The following is a 20,621-nucleotide window of genomic DNA, read 5'->3' as shown; positions in this document are numbered from 1 at the left end:
TATACTTGTTTTATAATACCTTTTAATTCTTACTTGTAAGATAATTGGTACGACAAATTTTCCTATTTGTAGTGAGAGGGTATACATGGGGATATTAATAACAGGTGCTGCAGGTTTGATAGGGTCAACCTTGGTGAAAAAGTTAGAAAACCAGGGCCATGAAGTAATAAGCTGTGATATTAGGTTTCGCAACAATCCACTCAGTTTTTTTTCAGAAGATATAGTACCACTACTTGCTAAGTGTACAGGAATTATTCATCTGGCTGCAATTTCTCGAGTTATACATGGTGAACTTTATCCTGAACTGTGTAAAAAAATTAATGTTGATGGTACAATGCAGTTTTTAGGGTTATGTAAGTCACTTCCAAATAAACCATGGTTTATATATGCAAGTAGTAGGGAAGTCTATGGAGAGCAGAAGGAACTGCCGGTTACAGAATCTGCTAGTATCGATCCAATAAATAATTATGCCAAAGGTAAAGCATTTATTGAGAAGCAAATAACAAGTTTAAAAGATTTTAATGTAGCAATATTACGCTTTTCAAATGTATACGGTGGTTTACTAGATCATAACAGTAGAGTAATTCCCGCACTCTGTATTAATGCATTAAGAGGTGATCCAATTAAAATAGAAGGTAAAGAATGTGTTTTTGATTTTACCTACTTGGATGATGTTATAGAGGGTATATGCTTAACTGTTAAATATTTACAAAGTGAAAAATCTTCTCTTCCTGCTATTCATCTTACTACTAATAGCCCATGTACTTTAGAAAACTTAGCAAAAACAATATTAAAAGTCACGAAAAGTGATTCTAGAATTGATTTTTATCCTCCAAGAAATTTTGACGTAACTAAGTTCCATGGTGATTTTACTAGAGCTAAAGAGCTACTTGGTTGGTCTCCAAAGCATTCATTAGAAGTAGGATTAAGCAATTTTATAAAAAGTCTACAAAACAATATACAAGAGTATCCTAACAATATAGATATGGTAATATATGAAAATATTAAAAGTTATTCATGGTTACCCTCCTTATTATAGCGCTGGTTCAGAGGTTTACAGCCAAACTCTTGCTCATGAACTAGCAAATAACAATGAGGTACAAGTATTTACTAGGTATGAAAATAGCTTTTTACCTGATTTTTATTACACTACAGTCCTAGATCGTAGTGATTCTCGAATCTTACTGCATTTAATTAATATACCCATAGCTAAATATCGTTATAAATTTATTAATGAAGAAGTAGATATAAAATTTAAAAGAGTAATAGATAACTTTCAGCCAGATCTTATACATTTTGGTCATCTTAATCATCTATCAATTACTTTACCAGAAATTGCTTTTAAAGAAAATATACCTACAATTTTTACGCTACATGACTTTTGGTTAATGTGTCCAAGAGGAAGGTTTATTCAACGCAATTCTGAAGATTTATTACAGCTTTGTGATGGACAAAAGGATCAAAAATGTGCAACCCAATGTTACAAGGGATATTTTACAGGAGATGAAGAATTCCTGAATTCAGACATAAATTATTGGGAACAATGGGTTGCAACTAGAATGAAGCACACAAGGAAAATAATAGACTATATAGATTACTTTATTTCCCCATCGAAATTCTTGATGGACAAATTTACTCAGGATTTTAATGTTCCGATAAACAAAATTTCTTATCTTGATTATGGTTTTGATCTCAATCGTCTTAAGAAGAGAAATAGAGTACAAGAAAAAGAGTTTATTTTCGGTTATATTGGTACTCATACTCCCGAAAAAGGTGTTGATCTATTATTGAAAGCTTTTTCTCACTTATCATCTAAAGCAAAACTTAGAATTTGGGGAGCAGCAAGAGAAGAAACTAAAGCTTTAAAAGCGATTGCCGATCAGTTTTCACCTGTTGTTAAAGAAAGAATAGAATGGATGGGAAGTTATGATAATAAGAATATAGTTACTGACGTATTTAATAAAGTCGATGCAATAGTCGTTCCTTCAATTTGGGGTGAAAATTCACCGTTAGTAATACATGAAGCACAGCAACTTAGAATACCAGTTATAACAGCCGATTATGGTGGCATGGCAGAATATGTAAGAGATGGACTATTATTTAAGCACAGAGATGCAAGTAGTTTGTCAGAAAAAATGCAAGTCCTATCTACAGATCAGGAGTTATATAATAAACTTACCCAAAAAGGCTATCCTTATACTGAAAATGGAAATATACCTTCTATAGGTGAGCATACTGAGAAACTTAACAAGATTTACCGTAATGCTATTGAAAAGAAAGGCAAATCAGTAGCTGTGAAACCTGGTCCTTGGAGAATTACTTTTGATACTAATCCAGATTACTGCAATTTTGCTTGTATAATGTGCGAATGTTTTTCACCATACAGCAAAGTTAAAGAAGAGAAGAAAGCTAAAGGAATAAAACCTAAGATACTGTCGATAGAAACTATCAGAAAAGTAATTAAGGAAGCAGCTGGCACACCTTTAAGGGAAATCATTCCTTCTACTATGGGTGAGCCTTTAATGTATAAAAGCTTTGATGAAATAATCAATTTGTGCCATGAGTTCGGCCTTAAGCTTAACCTCACAACCAATGGTTCTTTTCCCATTAAAGGAGCTAGAAAATGGGCTGAACTATTGGTACCAATTTTATCTGATGTTAAGATTTCCTGGAATGGGGCAACTAAAGAAACTCATGAAAGAATCATGAAAGGTTCAAAATGGGAAGTAGTGACAGAAAATTTAAAAACTTTCCTTGAAGTTAGAGATAAATACTTTAGCGATACAGGTGAAAGGTGTACCGTTACTTTACAATTAACATTTTTGGAAAGTAATTTACATGAACTCTATGACATAGTTAAGATGGCCATAAAAAATGGCATAGATAGAGTTAAAGGACATCATCTTTGGGCACATTTTGAGGAAATTAAGGATCTATCTATGAGAAGAGATGAGTTAGCAATTAGTAGATGGAATACAGAGGTGAGAAGGTTATATGAGCTTAGAGATAATATGCTATTACCAAATGGTAAAAAGATAAAATTAGAAAATTTTACAATTCTTTCTCAAGAAGGTATTAAGGATTTGGCTCCAGGTGGTCAATGCCCATTTTTAGGTAAAGAAGCATGGATAAACAATGAAGGAAAGTTTAGTCCTTGCTGTGCTCCAGATGAACTCCGTAAGACATTAGGAAATTTTGGTAATGTTAATGAGGTTAAACTCGAGGAAATATGGCAGAGTAGTGAGTACCTAAGCTTACAAAAGAATTATTTAAATTACAAATTATGCAAAACATGCAACATGAGAAAACCTTTGATCAATTAATCAAAGATAATCTTAGATCTATTAAAATTTCACCGTGTGAGAGCTTTCACGAATTACTAGGAAATCCTTTGTATGAAAATAGGTTTATAAAGGTTGGTAAATTTCATGAGCCCGGTCTTGCACCGGTTTATGATCAGACAGGTGCTTATCATATCAATGTAAGAGGAGAAGCAGTTTATCATAATAGATTTCTAAAAACTTTTGGATTCTACTTTAATAGAGCAGCCGTAGAAGATGATACAGGGTGTTACCATATTGATTCATTTGGATGTAGAGTATACAAACAGTCTTATCAATGGATTGGAAATTATCAGGAAGATGCTTGTGTAGTTAGAAGACATGATAAATGTTTTCATATTAATTTAAATGGCAACAGGATTTATCAGGAGGAATATGATTATGTTGGAGATTTTAAGGATGGTATCGCTGTAGTCTATAAGGATGGTAAAGCTACACATATTAATCATCATGGAAAGTTAGTACATAATAAATGGTATAAAAAACTTAATGTTTTTCATAAAGGTTATTCTATTGCAGAAGATCAACATGGTTGGTTTCATATAGATATTAATGGTGATCCTGTTTACCAGCAGAGATTTAAAATGGTAGAAGCATTCTATAATGGGATGGCAAAAGTTGAAACTTTTGAAGGTGTGTTAGGACAAATCGATATTACCGGAAATGTAAAGTTTAGTATTTTTGATTTAGGTAAAGAATCTCAAGTGCATAGGATTTCTGCAGAACTTTCAGCCTTTTGGAAAACTTACCTAACAAGCGTTGCTATTGAACTTGATTTGTTAAATATTTTACCTGCAACTGTGCCGTTTTTATCTAAAAAGTTAAACATTATCGTACCAAATCTAGAAAGGCTGTTAAGGGCGTTGTGGGAAATAGGGTTTATTGATTATGATAAGGACGAGGACTTATGGAAACTATCATCAAAAGGTAAGTGTTTTAAGGAAATACCATTTTTGCCAAAAGCAGCAACAATGTGGGCAAGAGTTGCCGCTGAAAAGAATTGGTTAAATATTGCCGATATACTAAAACAGAAGTCAATCTCTTCATTTGAATCTTTTAAGGAAAGAGAATCATCAGAAGATAAGAAAATAGCGTTTTACCAAGCATTGCTAGGATATTCTAGGTTTGATACTAAAGAGTTTAATTCTAGGATTAATATAGATGGTGCTAAGAATATATTGCTATTTGGTGTACACTCTTTATTTCTTGCTTATTCTGATATACACAATAAAGGTTCCATAGGCCTATATAACGAACATAAAGTGCCAAGACAGTTAGTAGAAAATTTAAAAGTCAAACTTATAACTCAGGAAGAACTATCAGCTACAAATTATGAATTAGGTGTCTTTTGCCGCTTTCTACAGCATTATGATGATGATAAAGTATTATCTTATTTAAAATTGGTCAAAGGAATATCTCGTATTTTATTGATAGAAACTATTTTAGATTACCGCTCTCCAGATGGAGGCTCTGTAGATATTAATGTAATGGTTGAAACAGGAGGTAAACTAAGAACATTAAGCAATTGGGAAAAAATACTCAAACAAGTAAAAGGATTCAAAATTTTTGCTGTTATACCTTTAACAGATTACTTATCAGTTATTGATGTCAGGTGTTAATCATATGGAAACATTACAAAAAAATGGTTTTTTTATTATCAAAAATCTGGTTCCTTTAGAGCTAATAACTCAGTCTTTAAGTGATATAACAAATAAGATATCAAAGCTATCCCAAGAACTAAGTGTTTCAACTTCTGACTACTTAAACTGTACCGGCAGATGGGGCACGTCATCTCAAGTAACTAGAATTATCTCTCAAGCATTAGATGAAATTATTAAAAATTACCTTGAAAAGTCACTTCAGTGTCAGATACTGCAGAAAAAATCAAATGTTATATGTAAAACTGCTGATTTAATAGATGCAGTTCCCTTCCATCAAGACATCTCCTATAGTTTCAATGATCCTTACCACTTTTCTGTTTGGTTAGCTTTGAATAATGTAAGTGAAACTTCAGGTGCACTGCAAATTATAGAAAACAGTCATAAATGGGAAATACAGCCTTTAGTTGATTTTTGGTACCCATATTTTTTTGATCAGTACTCAAGTAATCGGGAAAATTACAAAATTAAGTCACTACCTATTTCAGCAGGAGATGCGATAGTTTTTGATTCACGGTTATGGCATGGTAGTGATAAGAATACAGATGCTAAAGATAGATTTGCTTATGTAACAAGGTGGATTGTAAAAGATCAAGATCTTCCCTATGTGCCAAAACCTCAGCCTTCAGTTTTTGGTATACTCAATTGTGGTGGGTTAACAGAATCTATACTGAGAGAATGCTTGTCATTATTTTGCTACCAGGAAAGTATAAAAGTAAAAAACATGGAAGAACTTATCAAGAGCTGGTTAGCCTTTATTACAGACACAACTACAAATATTTCTGAGATCGACACTACTGAGGCTAAGCGAGATTTATATAAGCTACTTATTCTGAATCGAGCATCAGCACTACATGATGCTGGAGACATCTCAGGAAAAATATACAAAAATTTATGGTTTTCACTACTTGTATTTCTCAATAAAAAAGTCAACGTAGTGGAGCTAGCATTATAAATGAACAGAAGTAGAGTTGATAGCTTCAAATGTGTATTGATGTTCATCTTGAATATAGCATCTAAATTCAAGCTTAATGTACTTATAATGTCTTTAGTTGCTCTGGTGGTAGCTGTTGATTTGTCTTTTAGAAAGTATTTAGTAAAAAATATTCTAGATACAGCTGTAAAATATCAGGAAGGTAATGTAATTGAAAATCTTTTATTACCTGTAAGCGCTTATCTTGGTATGGCATTACTTATCACTACTGCTTTTAGATTCTATGGCTATTTTGTTGACATTCGAATGTTTACCTTAATGCGTCAAAAAATAGCTGATATGTCTTTTTGTAGGCTACTCCAACAAGACCATTCCTATTATCAGAACAATTTATCCGGAAGTTTAGTACATAAGGCCAGTAACTTAATGGATAGTGTGATAGAGTTAATAAGATTGCTTATAGATTGTTTTTTCGGTTACAGCATAGCATTAGTCTTAGCTATTTATACCTTATCATTAGTAAACATAAAATTTGCAATCGCCACATTCACTTGGGTAAGCATTTTTATTTTAGTATCGATTTTCAGCTTTCGTGTACTTACTGAACTAGCTGATAATTACTCTAAACAAAATTCACAAGTAATAGCTAGTATAGCAGATAGTATTTTAAATGTTATATCAGTAAGGCTATTTTCTCAGCAAGCACATGAGAGACACAAATTTTTTCAAATATGCAAGAAAAGAACTATTGCAGAGAGAAAATTACAATGGGCATACTTTTGTCTTTGGTTTATATATGGCTATTCATTTGATATACTCCAAGCAGTAAACTTGTACTTTTTAATTTATGACTATCAATTGAACAAAATTGCAATAGGAGATATTGCTCTTGTACTTGGAATTAATATATCGATTATAGAGTTTCTTAACCATCTAACTAGGAATCTTACCCAATTTTCTACTCATTTCGGCAAAGTTTCAGATGCATTGCCAATCTTGACTACTGTACCAGAAATTCAAGATAAGGAAAATGCTAAAGAATTAAATTTATTAAGTGGAAGAATAACGTTTAACAATGTTTCTTTTTCTTATGAAGGTCAGGAGCCATTATTTCAAGATTTCTCAGTTACCATTAATCCTTGCGAAAAGGTAGGTCTAGTTGGTTATTCTGGAGGTGGTAAATCTACTTTTATAAACTTAATTCTAAGGCTATTTGATGTTAAAAAAGGTAATATACAGATTGATAATCAAATAGTATCAGAAGTTACACAGAGTTCTTTGAGGCAACAAATATCTGTAATACCTCAAGACCCATTGTTATTTCATGATACTATTTTAGCAAACATCATATATGGTAAACTTCAATCTACTATCGAAGAAATAATGAGAGCTGCAAAGCTGGCTGGTATTCACGATTTCATTATGACTCTACCAGATCAATATGGAACTACAGTTGGAGAAAAAGGCATCAAGCTATCTGGAGGAGAAAGACAAAGAATAATAATAGCAAGGGCATTTTTAAAAAACGCTCCAATATTATTTCTCGATGAACCAACTAGTCAGTTAGATTCTATAACAGAAAAAACAATTCAAATGAGTTTATTCAAATTGATGAAAAATAAAACTACGATTACTATAGCACACCGTATTTCTACACTTTTACACATGGACCGAATTATAGTATTTAACAAAGGAAAAATTGTCCAAGATGGTAAACACGCTGAATTAGTTTCTAAGCAAGGTCTTTACAAGGAACTTTGGAATGCTCAAATTGGTTGTTTGAATGGCAAGAAATAAGATGGAAAAAATTATTGATCTGAGAAGTGACACTACAACTCTGCAGAGCTCCAACGTTATACATGCAATAAGTAATGCAACTGTTGGAGATTTTGCTTATGGTGAAGACAAAAGCTGTAATGACTTATCAGAATATTGCAAACAATTATTCAAAGTAGAAGAAGCATTATTTGTAACCAGCGGTATGCTTGCAAATAGATTAGCCATTGCCATTCAAACAAGTCCTGGTGATGAACTAATAACTAATTATAATTATCACATTAATTTTTTCGATAGTGCAGGCAATGCAAAAGTAAATAATATCGTATTTAATTGTATTAGAAATAATAGCGGAATCTTAGATGTTGATGAAGTAGAATATGCTATTAATTCTAAGCCGAGGTATAAAATTTTTGCTCAGGTGAGTCTTGTTTCTATAGAAAATAGTATAAATGGGTTTAATGGTAAAATTTATCCTTTTGAAAAACAAGTCGAGTTATATCACTTTTTAAAAGCTCACAATGTAAATCTTCATTTAGACGGTGCAAGAATATTTAATGCTCATATCGAAACAAATATTGCTTTAGCAGATTATGCTAAATATGTGGATACAATGAGCTTTTCTTTTACTAAAGGACTTGGCGCTCCTTTTGGTTCAATGCTTATGGGTAAAAGAGAGATAATTGAAAGGGCTAAAAAGCTACAGGTTTGGCTAGGTAGTGGTTATCATCAGATAGGGTATTGTGCTAATGCAGCAAAATACGTACTACAGAATAATATCTCTAGGCTTAAAGAAGATAATAAGCTCGCTAAATTGTTTGCAGATAAGATTAAAGAAATTCCACACATAAAACTGGTACTACCTTATCCAGAAACTAATATAGTAAGCTTTAGTATAAAAGCACTAAATGTAACTAATGAGGTTTTCTTGAGTAAGTGCCAAGCTTATGGTTTATTGCTTTTTCCTTGGCTCGAGTCTCATATAAGAGCAGTTACCCATCTTGGCACAAAGGAAACAGACATCATGAAAGCTGCTGAAATTATAAAGGAAGTTGTGTTAAATTTAATATGAGAATAAAAATAGATTTCTTTAGCGATTCAAACACTGACCCTTCAGCTAAAATGAGGGAAGCGATGGCTAAAGCAAAAGTTGGAAACGAAGCTGCATGTGAAGATCCAACTGTGAACGAATTAGTGGCAACCGCATGTAAAATATTAGGTAAACCTGCAGGAATCTTTTTGATTTCAGGAACGATGTCCAATGTCATTGCTTATAAAGTACACATTCAAAGACCTGGTGATTACTTGCTGCTTGATGAAACTTCACATCCGCTCATAGTACAATCTGGCTTGATCGCAGCCCAGGCACATGCCACTCCTTTGCCCATCAAAGGTACGAGAGGAATATTTACTGGAGAACAAATTGTTGAGTTTATTACTCGTCCTAGTTTAAGAAATATTCCGAGAGTTGGGCTTGTTTCTATCGAACAAACGACAAATTTTGGTGGTGGAGCTGTGTGGCCTTTAGAATATATTCAAGAGATCTCAAGTCTCTGCAAAGAGAATGACGTATTCACTCATTTAGATGGAGCAAGACTGTTCAACGCTTGTGCTCATACTAAAATATCTCCAAAAGAGTATGCAAGTTATTTTGATTCGGTATTCATTGATTTTAGTAAAGGATTAGGTGCTCCAATGGGCGCAATATTGCTTGGAAGTGAAGAGTTTATTGAAAAAGCTTGGTACTATAAGTTTCAAATTGGCGGAGGTATGCACCAAGCTGGCATTATTTCAGCTGCATGTTTATATGCTCTACGTAATAATGTAAATTCTTTAGAAGAAGATCATAAAAAAATGCAGCACCTTATAGAAGGCCTAGACTCCATAGATCAAGTTATAATTGATATTGACCTATACAAAACTAATATAGCGTATTTCTCATTACGTAATAATTGTATATCTACTCAAGAATTAATAAACGTACTAATGACAAATTATGGAATTAGAATGGCTAACATCAAAGGTAAAATCAGAGCTATAACACATAGAGATATAAGCTATGAAGATATTAATACTACTGTATCTGCTATAAGAAAGATACTAAGTAATTTTCTGCACTAATTGTTTGCAAACTTCTTGTCAAACAATATTATACCAATATAGTATTATGCTAGCATCTGCATAGAGCTATTTGGGAATAGGTGTGAACTTTGTCTTCTTTCAATATTTACTATTCTTCTGTGGATATATGCTGCTTTATTTATCAAGACAAAGTATACCAATTGCTCTACCACTGTTAATAGATACTGACCATGTAAAATTAAGCTATTTTTTTGCCTGCTTTTCTTTTTTTTATGGAGTATCAAAATTTGTTAATGGAATAATCATGGACTCCAAAAATAATCCATTATTTATGTTTGGGCTATGCAATATTGCAACTGGATTATTAACCATTGGTATAACTTTATCATATAATAATCTAACTTTATTACTGTTAACATTAATATTATTAGCTTGGACACAAGGGTTAGGTTGGCCAGCTATTACCAAGTTTATGGTTACAAACTCTAGCATCTCTTCAATTGCATCATCATGGGGAGTTATGAGCGCATCTCAGCAACTTGGTTCTTGTATTACTTTAATTGTATTACCAAGTATAATTAAAATATATGATGCAAAAAGTGCATTTTTGTACTCTGGTCTCTTATGCTTACTTTTTGGAATTTATATAATATTAAAAGCATATTACAAAGAAAGTGCCAACTTTACTACCTATTATAAGGTGCAGAAATCTCAAATAGGTATCAAGGTAACAAGTTCCATATGGTTTCTATGTTGTGCTACTTTTTGTGCTTATATTATAAAAATGGGAATCTTCTTTTGGTTTCCTATAATTTTAAAGAATAAATTACAAATTTCTCTTGTACAATCCTCACTAATAACAGGCGTATATGATTTAGGTGGAATCCTTGGAACTTTAATAACAGGAAGAATTAGTGATATGTACTTCTTTCAAAATAGAAGCTTGCTGGCATCACTTTATATGTTGGGTATAGCACTCACTTTTATTGCAATGAACTTTGGTCAAAACATAATTCTTATGAACCTTGGTGCAATCTTATCAGGATTCTTTATATTTGGAGTGCAAGTACTGACAGGTGTTATAGCTGTAGAAATTGCTCCACAAAATAATGTATGTGCAATTGTAAGCTTAACAGGATTATTTGGGTATATTGCAAGTTCAATATTTTCATGCGTGCTCTTAGGAGTACTTGTTAAGCACTGTGGTAACAGTATTATGTTTTCATTTTTTTCCATTTGCTCTGTTGTTGCACTCGTTTGCTTTTCCATACTATCAAGCAAAGATCTAAAAAAACTAAGTAAAGCGGTGTAAAAAAAATTTCTCAACAGTTAAACTTTGTAGATAGATTTTTTACCCAAGGAATAAACATGGTAACCATATCTTAGTAATAGCTCGCTATCTAATAAATTACGGAAATCAAAAACATTAGGTGCAGCCATAATACTCTTTAAACTTGCAAAATCTTGATTTTTAAATTCTTTCCACTCCGTTAACAATAACAAGGCTTCCGCGTCCCTTGCAGCCCCTATAGCATTGTCCGCGTATTCTATATCCTTTAGAACTTGCCTAGCATTATCCATCCCCATTGGGTCATATGCAGTAATTTTAGCCTTGTTATTCACTAACAATTGTGCAATATCTATAGCTGGGCTATTTCTTACATCATCAGTACCAGACTTAAAAGTTAGCCCCCATATTGCTATTTTTTTATTTTGGACTCCATTTAATACATATTCTACCTTTTTAGCAATGTTTGTTATATGATTATAGTTAGATTCTTTAACTGAATTTAAAATTTGTAGCTTAACATTGTGGTCTTCAGCAAGCCTTATTAAAGCTGACAAATCTTTAGGAAAACATGATCCTCCAAATCCTGGACCAGCTTTGAGAAATTCCTTACCTATTCTATGGTCCATTCCCATACTGTTAGCTAAAAGGTCAATGTCTGCTCCTAATAGCTCACATAAACCTGCCATCTCATTGATAAAAGCAACCTTTGTTGCTAGAAAGGCATTAGAAGCATATTTAATCATTTCAGCAGTAACTGTATCAGTGACTATTAACGGAATATTCTTATCTATAAATGATCTATATATAACTTCTAGTTTTGCCCTAGCTAGCTTAGTTTTTACTCCTATTATTATCCTATCTGGGTATAAAAAATCTGATACTGCAGAGCCTTGCTTGAGAAACTCTGGATTAACTCCTAAATCAAAGTTATAGCCCTTATTAGATAAATAATTATGTATATTTTCTGCAGTACCAGGAGGAACAGTTGACTTTATCACTATTAAGCAATCTTGATTAACTCTCTCAGAAACTTCACTTACTGCATTATATACATTCTTTAAATTTGCATTTCCTAGGGAGTCTGATGGAGTATCTACAGTTACAAATACTACTTCTGTATTGGGATTTATTTGAGAATACGAATCAAAAAATCTTATCCTTTGTGACTTTATATTATTCTCTAAATAATCTGCTAATCCAGGTTCATATAAGGGAATTTTCCCTGATTTCAAAAGTTCAATCTTCTCAGTATTTATGTCAATGCAATCAACTTTATGGCCCTGCTCCGATAACATTGTACCAGATACTAAGCCTACATACCCTACTCCTATAATAGTTATGTGCATTTTATTATCACCTTAAAAATATAGCTTAGCATCTAAAATAAATACCATTAACAATTATAAACTTTTGTTGTTACATTATTTTTCTTAATTGCCTTACCTTCCGAATAAGCTATAAATAAGGTTGATGGTATTAATATCAAAGTACCATATAAAGCACTTTTATCAGGTAATTCATTAAATATAACGTATGCTACTATTGCAGAAATTATTAGCTCTATGTATCTATAAGGTGCAAGTGCAGTAGCATCAGTAAGAGCAAAAGCTTTTAACATGAAGAACAGAATTAGGTTTGAACTTATTCCTAAAATCAGCAGTAATACTAACTCCAACAAGGAAGGCATATGCCAATAAAATAACAAAGATGGAGTGGAAAAAATTGTTGTTGTTAGAGCTGAGTAAAATAATATACTTATTATTGTCTCCTTCATTACAAGCTTCTTATTAAGTACATCTAGTATAGCGAAGATTAATGCGGATACAATAAAAATAAGAATTTTAGGATTAAAATCCTCACTATAAGCTTTAGTAGTAATAGCAATACCAATAAAACCAATGACAGCTACTACCCATCTTTGCCAAATTATATTTTCTTCCAGAAAAGGAATTGCAAGAAGCATAACAAATAATGGTATTGAGAAACCTATAATTGTTGCAGTTACTATTGGGCAAATAGTCAACCCATAGGTCCATAAGGTCATTCCACAAAACAACAATGCACCTCTAGTTATTTGAATAGATATTCGACTTGTTTTACAAACTCCTATTCCATAGTAAAATATAAAAGGTATAAGAGTAATAGTGCTAAATAAAAAACGGAAAAAGATTATCTTAAAACTTTGAAGGTGTAAACCGAGACACTTTGATATAGTATCATTAACTACACTACTAAGTAAACTGAGTATAAACCAGGTAACTCCAAGCAAATAAGCTCTTAGTCTGTGATCCATAAAACTCCAAATTTAATATTTTATGAGATAACTTTACTGTACAAAAGATCAATAATAGAAAAGGTTTCTTCTATCTACTGTTTAACCATATTCATAAATATTTAGTAGAAATAATTTGAGAAGTGTTATATAAAATGCAGCTTTATTGCATAATTTTAATAAACAGAAATGCTAACTGATTTTTTTGTAATATATGATAATACTTGCGAATACTATCACATTATCAGGAAAAGTAATCGGGAGTACTGACGGCTGTGGCGATTTTACCAACTAGCTCCTCTGCTAGCATTAGCAATATGTGTTTTCAGCATCAATTTTAAAAGCATTAAATTTGAAGTTTATCAAACAACACGAATTAGCAGCAAAACTTTATGAAAATGCTTCAGTTGAGTTAGCTAAACAAGGATTTAGAATGGTTAATATATTGACTATTTTTACTTGTATCTTAAACACAATTCAATTTTCATACTCATCAGCAGTTAGGCCACTTGCTCGCAAAATAACATCAGTAGAAACACCCGCCTTCACTAGATTTTTCGCAACCTTGATCTTTTCTGTTTTTTTAACTTTCTCTTTGCTATTCTTCATATCCCTAGATAAAAATTTCTTCACTAATTCTTGCTCTTCAGTTTTTCTTAGTAAATTAAGTAGTTCACTATCTTCATTTGTTTTAGGCAGCAGAACTTTAATATTCACTGATAATCCTTCTGCTATTTGATATAATTTGTCAAATGATATGGCAGTGTATCCTATTTCATACTCGTGTATTTCCTTGAGTGTTAAACCAACTTTGTTTGCTAAATCTTTCTGAGTATACCTTTTTATCAATCTCCATTCTCTTATTCTTTGCCCTATTCTGTAGTATATAGAATCAGTGCAGACTTCTTTCTCTGTATTATCATACTCGTAAATAGATAAGCCGGTTGCTTGGGAAATTATGTCAACTGAAACCCCTTCTTTCACTAGATTTTTTGCTATTTCCAACCTTGCCTCTTCTTGATTAATTTTTTCGCTAATATGAACAAACCTGACTAATGAAGGTACTATTTTGCCTAACTTTTGATTCTCGTATATTTTCGTTAGATAGAGTATTTCCTCGTCTTCATAGCTGTCTTCCCTTACTATTACTGGTTCAGGTAATAAATCTACAACGTCAACTGATAATACTCTTGCTATTATATATAGTACTTCAATTGGAATAGGAATATACCCATCTTCATAGCTGTTTACTTCTTGGTATGTTAAACCTATTTGACTTGCTAATCCTATTTGAGTATGCCCTCGCATTAACCTACAATTTTCTATTCTTTGCCCTATTCCGTAACTAACATTGCTTGCAGAAACAAACATTTATCCTCCATTTAAGAAAAAAACTTTATTGCTATAATTTTTTTACGAGCTATCCATCTAAAACCATATCAATAGATAAACCTACCGCTTGCAAAATAGTATCAATAGAAATTCCCCCTTTTACTAGATCCTTTGCAACTTTAATCCTTTCTATCTCTCTCACTTTCTCCTCACAAATACGTATCCCTTCAAACAAAGATTTTATTAGTGCATGACGTAGTTCTTGGCTCTCAATTTCTTTGTATTCTTTAATCAAATTCGGTAGCTCATTTTCCACTTTACTACCTTCATCTTCCTCTGTTAGTAGATCTGTAATACTAATCGATAATGTTTCTGCTATCTCATATAATTTTCCCAGTGGAGTAGCTACGCGTCCTTGTTCATAGTTGCTTATTTCGTCACGTGTTGTACTCATTTTCTCCGCTAAATCCTTTTGAGTATACTCTCTCACTAGTCTCCATTCCTTTATCTTTTTGCCTATTTGGTAGTAGATAGAACCAACTTTTTCTTCAACACATTCATCAGCAGACAGACCAATTGTTTTTGCAACAATATCAACAGAAACTCCTGCTTTAACCAGACTCTTTGCAATTTTTATTTTTTCCGATTTTCTACTACTTTTCTCACTAACTTGGACAAATTTGGTTAGCAAACAAAACATCTTACGTAACTCCTGATCGTTAATCTTTTTATATTCTCTTACTAGATTTAATATTTCTTCTTCATCTTCAAGACAGCTTTTTGATACAGGAATAAGATCCGTAATACTGATTGATAGTGCCTCAGTTATAGCATACAACCTTTCAATTGGAACTCTACGATTCCCTTTCTCATATTGCAATATCACCCAGTATTTTACACCAATTTTCTCTGCTAAATCTTTCTGAGTGTACCCTCGCTCTAACCTCCAGCTTTTTAATTTTTCTCCCACTTTATAATCTAGACTTTTTTCCACAAAAAGAACCTTGCATATAATATTTTCTATTATAGCTCAAAGGCTCCAGATATAATAGCCAGACTCTGGAACCTTTAAATTAAAGTGCCCTACAAGTTTCTTTACTATTTTCACGTACTTTGTCTGCCCATGAAAACAATTTTTCACTTACTTCCTTCTGCTTTTCACTCCATATGCCACATCTAGTGAAACTACCTCTTTCTACCGCTTCTTTAAGTTTCACTCCTCCAAAGAGACAGTTTTTTCCTATTTCTTCGCCTCTTTTTTGTAACTCAGCCCACATTTCCTTATTTTCTACTCTCACTTGCACCTGATCTGCCTCTTGGTACAATATAATATTTAGCTTACCAATGCTTGTAGGAAATTCTAACATGATAGAGCTGCCATCTGAAATATCGGTATAGTTTCTTATACCTCCCTTCTCACTTTTAACTTCAACTGCATCATTACCAATTTTTAAGATATTACTTCCTAACTTTCTGTTTGCTTCCAGTATTTTGGCTACCTCTACCTTACTATTCCCAGAAAATTCTATATACGATGTTGTATTATCTATCTCAACATCTATTAATTCTCCTTCTTGCACAGCATTTTCGCCAGCTTCCTCTAGCTCTTCTAGTTGCTTATCTATCTGTGGCTGAACTTCTGGCTGTAGCTCATTATAGATTTCACCTATCAGTTTATTCTGCAGTAGAGTATCATGAAACTCTGCACCACTTAGCATTAATTTACGTATTAGCTTTTTACGATCAGCCTTATCAAATTTATGAAAATGTGTGCCCAGTATCACATATTCCGCGAGGCTCCACTCTCCATCATTACATGCATTTAGCCTTGCTCCAGCAGCTAGTGCTTCGTCTACAACCTTGTGCAGTTCATTTGGACTTTTTGCTCTTACCACAGCACTCTTAAACCAGCTCAACTTTTCTGCACTTGGCTTTATTTTTTTCAAAGCTGAAGCAAATGGATTTTTATCTTCTTGATCACTTACAGGTTTTGTGCCATAAACATAGTCAAATCCTTTCCCATAGTTGATTTTGTTTTCGCGAACTTCTCTACCAGGGAAAGGTGCTATTTCTTCAGGCTTTTTAGCCTTATTAATTTTGCTTACAAAGGTGTTAGTACGACCAATTCCTACAATAGCATTTAACACCTCACCTTTTGATAATCTATCAAGATCAATGTTTAACTCGTAAGTACCTCCTTCTTGATCATCAAAAGGTACAATTATTTTATTAACCATATTAGCCTCCGCTATTAAAAATACTTTCTAAGTGTATAGTTGTTATACACTCTACTACTTATTATAAATTATAGTGAGTAGATTTGCAAATACTTTCTGCTATAACAATCCGTTTTCTCGAAAGCTAAAATAGCCCGTACTTGTGATGATAATGTGATCAAATAATCTAACGCTTACAGTACTACATGCTGCCGCTAAGCTCTTCGTTACTTCTTGATCTTCTTCTGATGGTTCTAAACTCCCTCCAGGATGGTTATGTGACATTATTACTAATGTTGCATTTTTTATTAATGCTTTTCTTGTAATTTCCTTTATGTATACTGGTGCTTTTTCCATTTCACCAATATACGATTCTTCTCCGATTAATTGGCGCCTTTTATTCAAATACAATATTTTTACACATTCCCTCTCTGCATGACCTATACTTACGTTCAAATATTCTACTAGCCCTTGTAAGTCCATTATTGGCTCACTCTTAAGCTTTTCTTTCAGTACCCTTTCTAGTGTTTCCTTAACACACATAATCATTGCTACTGCAGAATCAGTCACTCCTTCTATAACTTTCAGGTCATCCATTTCTCTACCTAAAATCCTTCCTACTCCCGTATAAGTGTTCACCAGATTTTTAGCAATTTCTTGAGCTTGTGGTCTTTCATGTACTGCACTTAAAAACGTTTCCATTATTTCACGATCAAGTAGTGCTTTGCCTTTGCTTTCTAATATTCTGAACTCTATTTCCTCTTTACTTTTATTCATATAATTTACCCTTCACTAACAACAAACTTTTTTTAAATATTTACTGCTGTTTTTTATCAGCATTGGCATAAAGCCATAGCTTTCGAGTGAAGTCAAATCAATTTTTCAATCTTTTTTACTTATTTTTTCATAAATAGGTAAAGATATTAATATATACTGATTTTTTATTTTAAATTTGTTGAATTTCGCCTAAAGAGAGACCTGTTATTTGCAAAATAATATCGGTAGAAATTCCTTCTTTTACTAAATCTTTTGCAATTTTGATTCTTTCTTCTTCTCTAATTTTCTCCTCACAAATCCGTGTGCCTTCAAACAAAGATTTTATTAGTGCATGACGTAGTTCTTGGCTTTCAATCTTTTTGTATTCTTCAATTAAATTCGGTAGTTCATTTTCTACTTTACTACCTTCCTCTATTAGCAGATCTGTAATACTAATCGATAATGTTTCTGCTATCTCATATAATTTTCCCAGTGGAGTAGCTACGCGTCCTTGTTCATAGTTGCTTATTTCGTCACGTGTTGTACTCATTTTCTCTGCTAAATCCTTTTGAGTATATTCCCGCACTAGTCTCCATTCTTTTATCTTCTTTCCTATTTGGCAGTATATAGAACCAACCTTTTCTTCAACACACTCATCAGCAGAGAGACCTATTGTTTTCGAGACAATATCGATAGAAATTCCTTCTTTAACTAGACCCTTTGCAATTTTTATTCTCTCTGTTTTTTTACTATTTTCTTCACCAACTCGGGCAAATTTGGTTAATAAGCAAAATACCTTACGTAACTCCTGACCGCTAATCTTTTTATATTCTCTTATTAAATTTAGTATCTCTTCTTCTTTATTTTCAAGATAGATTTTCTCATTTGATACAGGAATGAGATCCGCAATACTTACTGACAATGCTTCCGCTATAGCATACAACTTTTCAATTGAAATTTTACGTGTTCCTTTTTCATATTGTAGTACTATTTGATACGTTACGCCGATTTTTCCCGCTAAATCTTTTTGAGTATAACCTCGCTTTAACCTCCAGCTCCTTACTTTTTGTGCTATCTGGTACCTTATCGAGATATTTGCCATAAATATTATACAGGTTAACATAAATCAACTACGTTTAATTGTTGAATATTTTTTCACAATTGTGTATAATTATTAACGCTTTTTTACTTACTTTCTCATGGCTCTTTCAAAATTTTTAGATCCTAAGCTTGATTTAACATTTAAGAAAATCTGTAGGGTCGAGAACTGGCGCGCCTCTTTAGGGTTTGGTGGCTGATCCATTATTTTCATCCTGGGCCTCAATCCAAATTCCCATGTTAACGTTTCCAGCTCCCGCCTCGTCAAACGCAGCATGCGGTTTTCCCGCACTACGCTTTCCTAGCAAGTTCTTTACCAAAGTTTATCACATATTGTGTTGGTGATGCTTTCGGTCTGTAATACCTTATTCTGTAGTCTGAATATAGACCCAGCGTTTTGTATATCCATTCGCTACTCCATTTCTTCCAACCAAACCCTTTCTTTGCTTTCCTGGCTCGCATTAAATTGCGTCTTACCTTCTTTTCCACCCAGTGTTTTACGTAACTGAACTTTCGACTAGAGTTTCCTATCCTAAAGTAGTTTACCCACCCTCTCAATATCGGATTGATGTCATTTATCACTCTTTTTATCGGTTGCGATTTATGGCGCCGAAATATTTCCTTCAACTTGCGTAGCAGGTTTGTTCGTGCTTTCATCTGCGGTGTTTTCCTGACATTCCACTTTCCTTGTTTTGTGATATTCTCTTGAAAATCAAACCCTAGGAAGCTAAATGTTTCTCCTTTCTTTAGGTTAATGACTTTTGTCTTTTCTTCATTTACTCTCACTTCTAGTTTTGCTAATTCTTCTTCCAACCTTCTGTATACTGCTCTTTCTAGCCATTCCCGTTTCGGGTATTCTCTGATCAGTATCACCAAATCATCTGCCCATCTGGCATATTCCATACGTTGGTACTTTCCTTCTTTGGTCACCTCTTTTGCTTTCTCCAACATTTTATCTACCTCATTTAGGTATATATTGCTTAGTAGTGGTGAAAGTGGTGATCCTTGTGCCATTCCTCGTTTTCCTCCTATTTTGAGGATTAGCTTAATCATGCGCATGATTTCTTTGTCATTTATTCTTTTGGCAATCTTTTCCATCAGAATATGATGTCGCACACTGTCAAAGTAGGATTTTAGATCTACGTCAATTACTTTTGTATTGCCTTTGATTGCTGCTTCCGTTACTTTTTGTACTGCTTCATGCGCATTACGCTTAGGTCTATACCCGTATGATCCTTTTTGGAAGTCTGATTCGAATATCGGTTCAAGTATTAGCTTCAGTGCTGTTTGCACTATTCTATCCCGGATGCAGGGTATGTTCAACGTTCTGAATTTTTCTCCAGATTTTGGTATTTCCTTTCTCCGGTTCCTATTTGGGCTATAGGTCTTGGTTATTAATTCGTGTCTTATTCGTTGAAGATACTTTCTTGAGCCCTCTGTCTCTATCGATTCGAATGTCACCCCATCAATCCCTGGTGCCCCATTACTCCTCTTCGTTAGTTTGTAAGCTTCCTCCAGTGTCTCCATTTTACAGACATGAACATGGATTCCCCAGAATCGCCATTCCGGTTCTGCCTTCGCTTTGGTGTATATCTTTCTTCTCAGGTCTTGTAATTTTATCGGCATTTTTGTCATTTTTACCTTTACCTTCCTTTTGTTAAAAGATCCCTGCTAGTAGGGTGCCTTTGCTCCATGAGCGTTACCTCACTTCTTCACTACTACGCACCCATCCGTCACCCTCTCATCTTCAGTTCACTTCCTGTTTTCCAGTTATAGAACCTACCTCTCCAAGGTGTTTCTCCTTGGGATGAGGAGGGCTTCTCCAGTTGCTTTGTATGTCCTCATTGCCATGCTGTTACTAACAC

General features: G+C 33.3%; 17 protein-coding genes. 8 read left to right on the top strand and 9 right to left on the bottom strand.

What is annotated here, in order from left to right; all coding sequences use genetic code 11:
* Positions 1-85 precede the first annotated feature (85 nt).
* The 8 genes from OOL01_RS02335 (at position 86) to OOL01_RS02300 (ending at position 11,103) form a co-directional block, all read left to right on the top strand.
* Positions 86-1,039: an NAD-dependent epimerase/dehydratase family protein gene (locus OOL01_RS02335; protein ID WP_264376250.1), complete on the top strand. Its 954-nt coding sequence runs from the start codon at positions 86-88 to the stop codon at positions 1,037-1,039.
* Complete coding sequence (locus OOL01_RS02330) at positions 996-3,323, top strand: glycosyltransferase (protein WP_264687053.1); 2,328 nt, start codon at positions 996-998, stop codon at positions 3,321-3,323. The genes OOL01_RS02335 and OOL01_RS02330 overlap by 44 nt, the downstream gene beginning before the upstream one ends.
* Positions 3,284-4,960, top strand: a complete 1,677-nt coding sequence (locus tag OOL01_RS02325) for a WG repeat-containing protein (protein ID WP_026097218.1) — start codon at positions 3,284-3,286, stop codon at positions 4,958-4,960. Before OOL01_RS02330 ends, OOL01_RS02325 begins: the two co-directional genes overlap by 40 nt.
* 4 nt (positions 4,961-4,964) lie before the next feature.
* A complete protein-coding gene (locus OOL01_RS02320; protein ID WP_026097217.1) occupies positions 4,965-5,954 on the top strand; it encodes a phytanoyl-CoA dioxygenase family protein in 990 nt (329 codons plus the stop codon).
* The gene (locus tag OOL01_RS02315) at positions 5,955-7,730 is read left to right on the top strand and encodes an ABC transporter ATP-binding protein (RefSeq protein WP_264687052.1); all 1,776 of its coding nucleotides are present in this window, start codon (positions 5,955-5,957) and stop codon (positions 7,728-7,730) included.
* Between the two features lies 1 nt (position 7,731).
* The gene (locus tag OOL01_RS02310; protein ID WP_026097216.1) at positions 7,732-8,781 is read left to right on the top strand and encodes a threonine aldolase family protein; all 1,050 of its coding nucleotides are present in this window, start codon (positions 7,732-7,734) and stop codon (positions 8,779-8,781) included.
* Positions 8,778-9,830 carry a threonine aldolase family protein gene (locus OOL01_RS02305; protein ID WP_264687051.1) on the top strand — a complete coding sequence of 351 codons (1,053 nt, stop codon included), beginning with the start codon at positions 8,778-8,780 and terminating at the stop codon, positions 9,828-9,830. The genes OOL01_RS02310 and OOL01_RS02305 overlap by 4 nt, the downstream gene beginning before the upstream one ends.
* Positions 9,831-9,957: 127 nt before the next feature.
* Complete coding sequence (locus tag OOL01_RS02300; RefSeq protein WP_264686281.1) at positions 9,958-11,103, top strand: MFS transporter; 1,146 nt, start codon at positions 9,958-9,960, stop codon at positions 11,101-11,103.
* Positions 11,104-11,120: 17 nt separating this feature from the next.
* Here OOL01_RS02300 and OOL01_RS02295 read toward each other — a convergent pair whose 3' ends face one another.
* From OOL01_RS02295 to ltrA, 9 genes are all read right to left on the bottom strand, one after another.
* A complete protein-coding gene (locus OOL01_RS02295; protein WP_250120253.1) occupies positions 11,121-12,428 on the bottom strand; it encodes a UDP-glucose dehydrogenase family protein in 1,308 nt (435 codons plus the stop codon).
* Between the two features lie 47 nt (positions 12,429-12,475).
* On the bottom strand, positions 12,476-13,375 hold the full coding sequence (locus tag OOL01_RS02290) for a DMT family transporter (protein WP_019236555.1): 900 nt from the start codon (positions 13,373-13,375) through the stop codon (positions 12,476-12,478).
* Between the two features lie 456 nt (positions 13,376-13,831).
* Positions 13,832-14,725, bottom strand: coding sequence for a WO male-killing family protein Wmk (wmk, locus tag OOL01_RS02285; protein ID WP_264687050.1), 894 nt, complete (start codon positions 14,723-14,725; stop codon positions 13,832-13,834).
* A 49-nt stretch (positions 14,726-14,774) separates the two neighbouring features.
* Entirely contained in the window at positions 14,775-15,680 is a 906-nt protein-coding gene (gene wmk, locus OOL01_RS02280; RefSeq protein WP_019236554.1) for a WO male-killing family protein Wmk, read from the bottom strand.
* Positions 15,681-15,759: 79 nt separating this feature from the next.
* Positions 15,760-16,923: a hypothetical protein gene (locus tag OOL01_RS02275; RefSeq protein ID WP_264687049.1), complete on the bottom strand. Its 1,164-nt coding sequence runs from the start codon at positions 16,921-16,923 to the stop codon at positions 15,760-15,762.
* 99 nt (positions 16,924-17,022) lie between these two features.
* A complete protein-coding gene (locus tag OOL01_RS02270) occupies positions 17,023-17,679 on the bottom strand; it encodes a JAB domain-containing protein (protein ID WP_264687048.1) in 657 nt (218 codons plus the stop codon).
* A 169-nt stretch (positions 17,680-17,848) separates the two neighbouring features.
* The gene (gene wmk, locus OOL01_RS02265; protein WP_038537028.1) at positions 17,849-18,760 is read right to left on the bottom strand and encodes a WO male-killing family protein Wmk; all 912 of its coding nucleotides are present in this window, start codon (positions 18,758-18,760) and stop codon (positions 17,849-17,851) included.
* A gap of 87 nt (positions 18,761-18,847) precedes the next feature.
* The gene (locus OOL01_RS02260) at positions 18,848-18,970 is read right to left on the bottom strand and encodes a hypothetical protein (protein ID WP_264687047.1); all 123 of its coding nucleotides are present in this window, start codon (positions 18,968-18,970) and stop codon (positions 18,848-18,850) included.
* A 77-nt stretch (positions 18,971-19,047) separates the two neighbouring features.
* Positions 19,048-20,391, bottom strand: coding sequence for a group II intron reverse transcriptase/maturase (gene ltrA / locus OOL01_RS02255; protein WP_007302360.1), 1,344 nt, complete (start codon positions 20,389-20,391; stop codon positions 19,048-19,050).
* Positions 20,392-20,621: the final 230 nt, after the last annotated feature.

The sequence above is a fragment of the Wolbachia endosymbiont (group B) of Rhopobota naevana genome, from assembly GCF_947250615.1.
Classification (GTDB): Bacteria; Pseudomonadota; Alphaproteobacteria; order Rickettsiales; family Anaplasmataceae; genus Wolbachia.
This window is presented reverse-complemented; position numbering and strand designations above follow the sequence as displayed.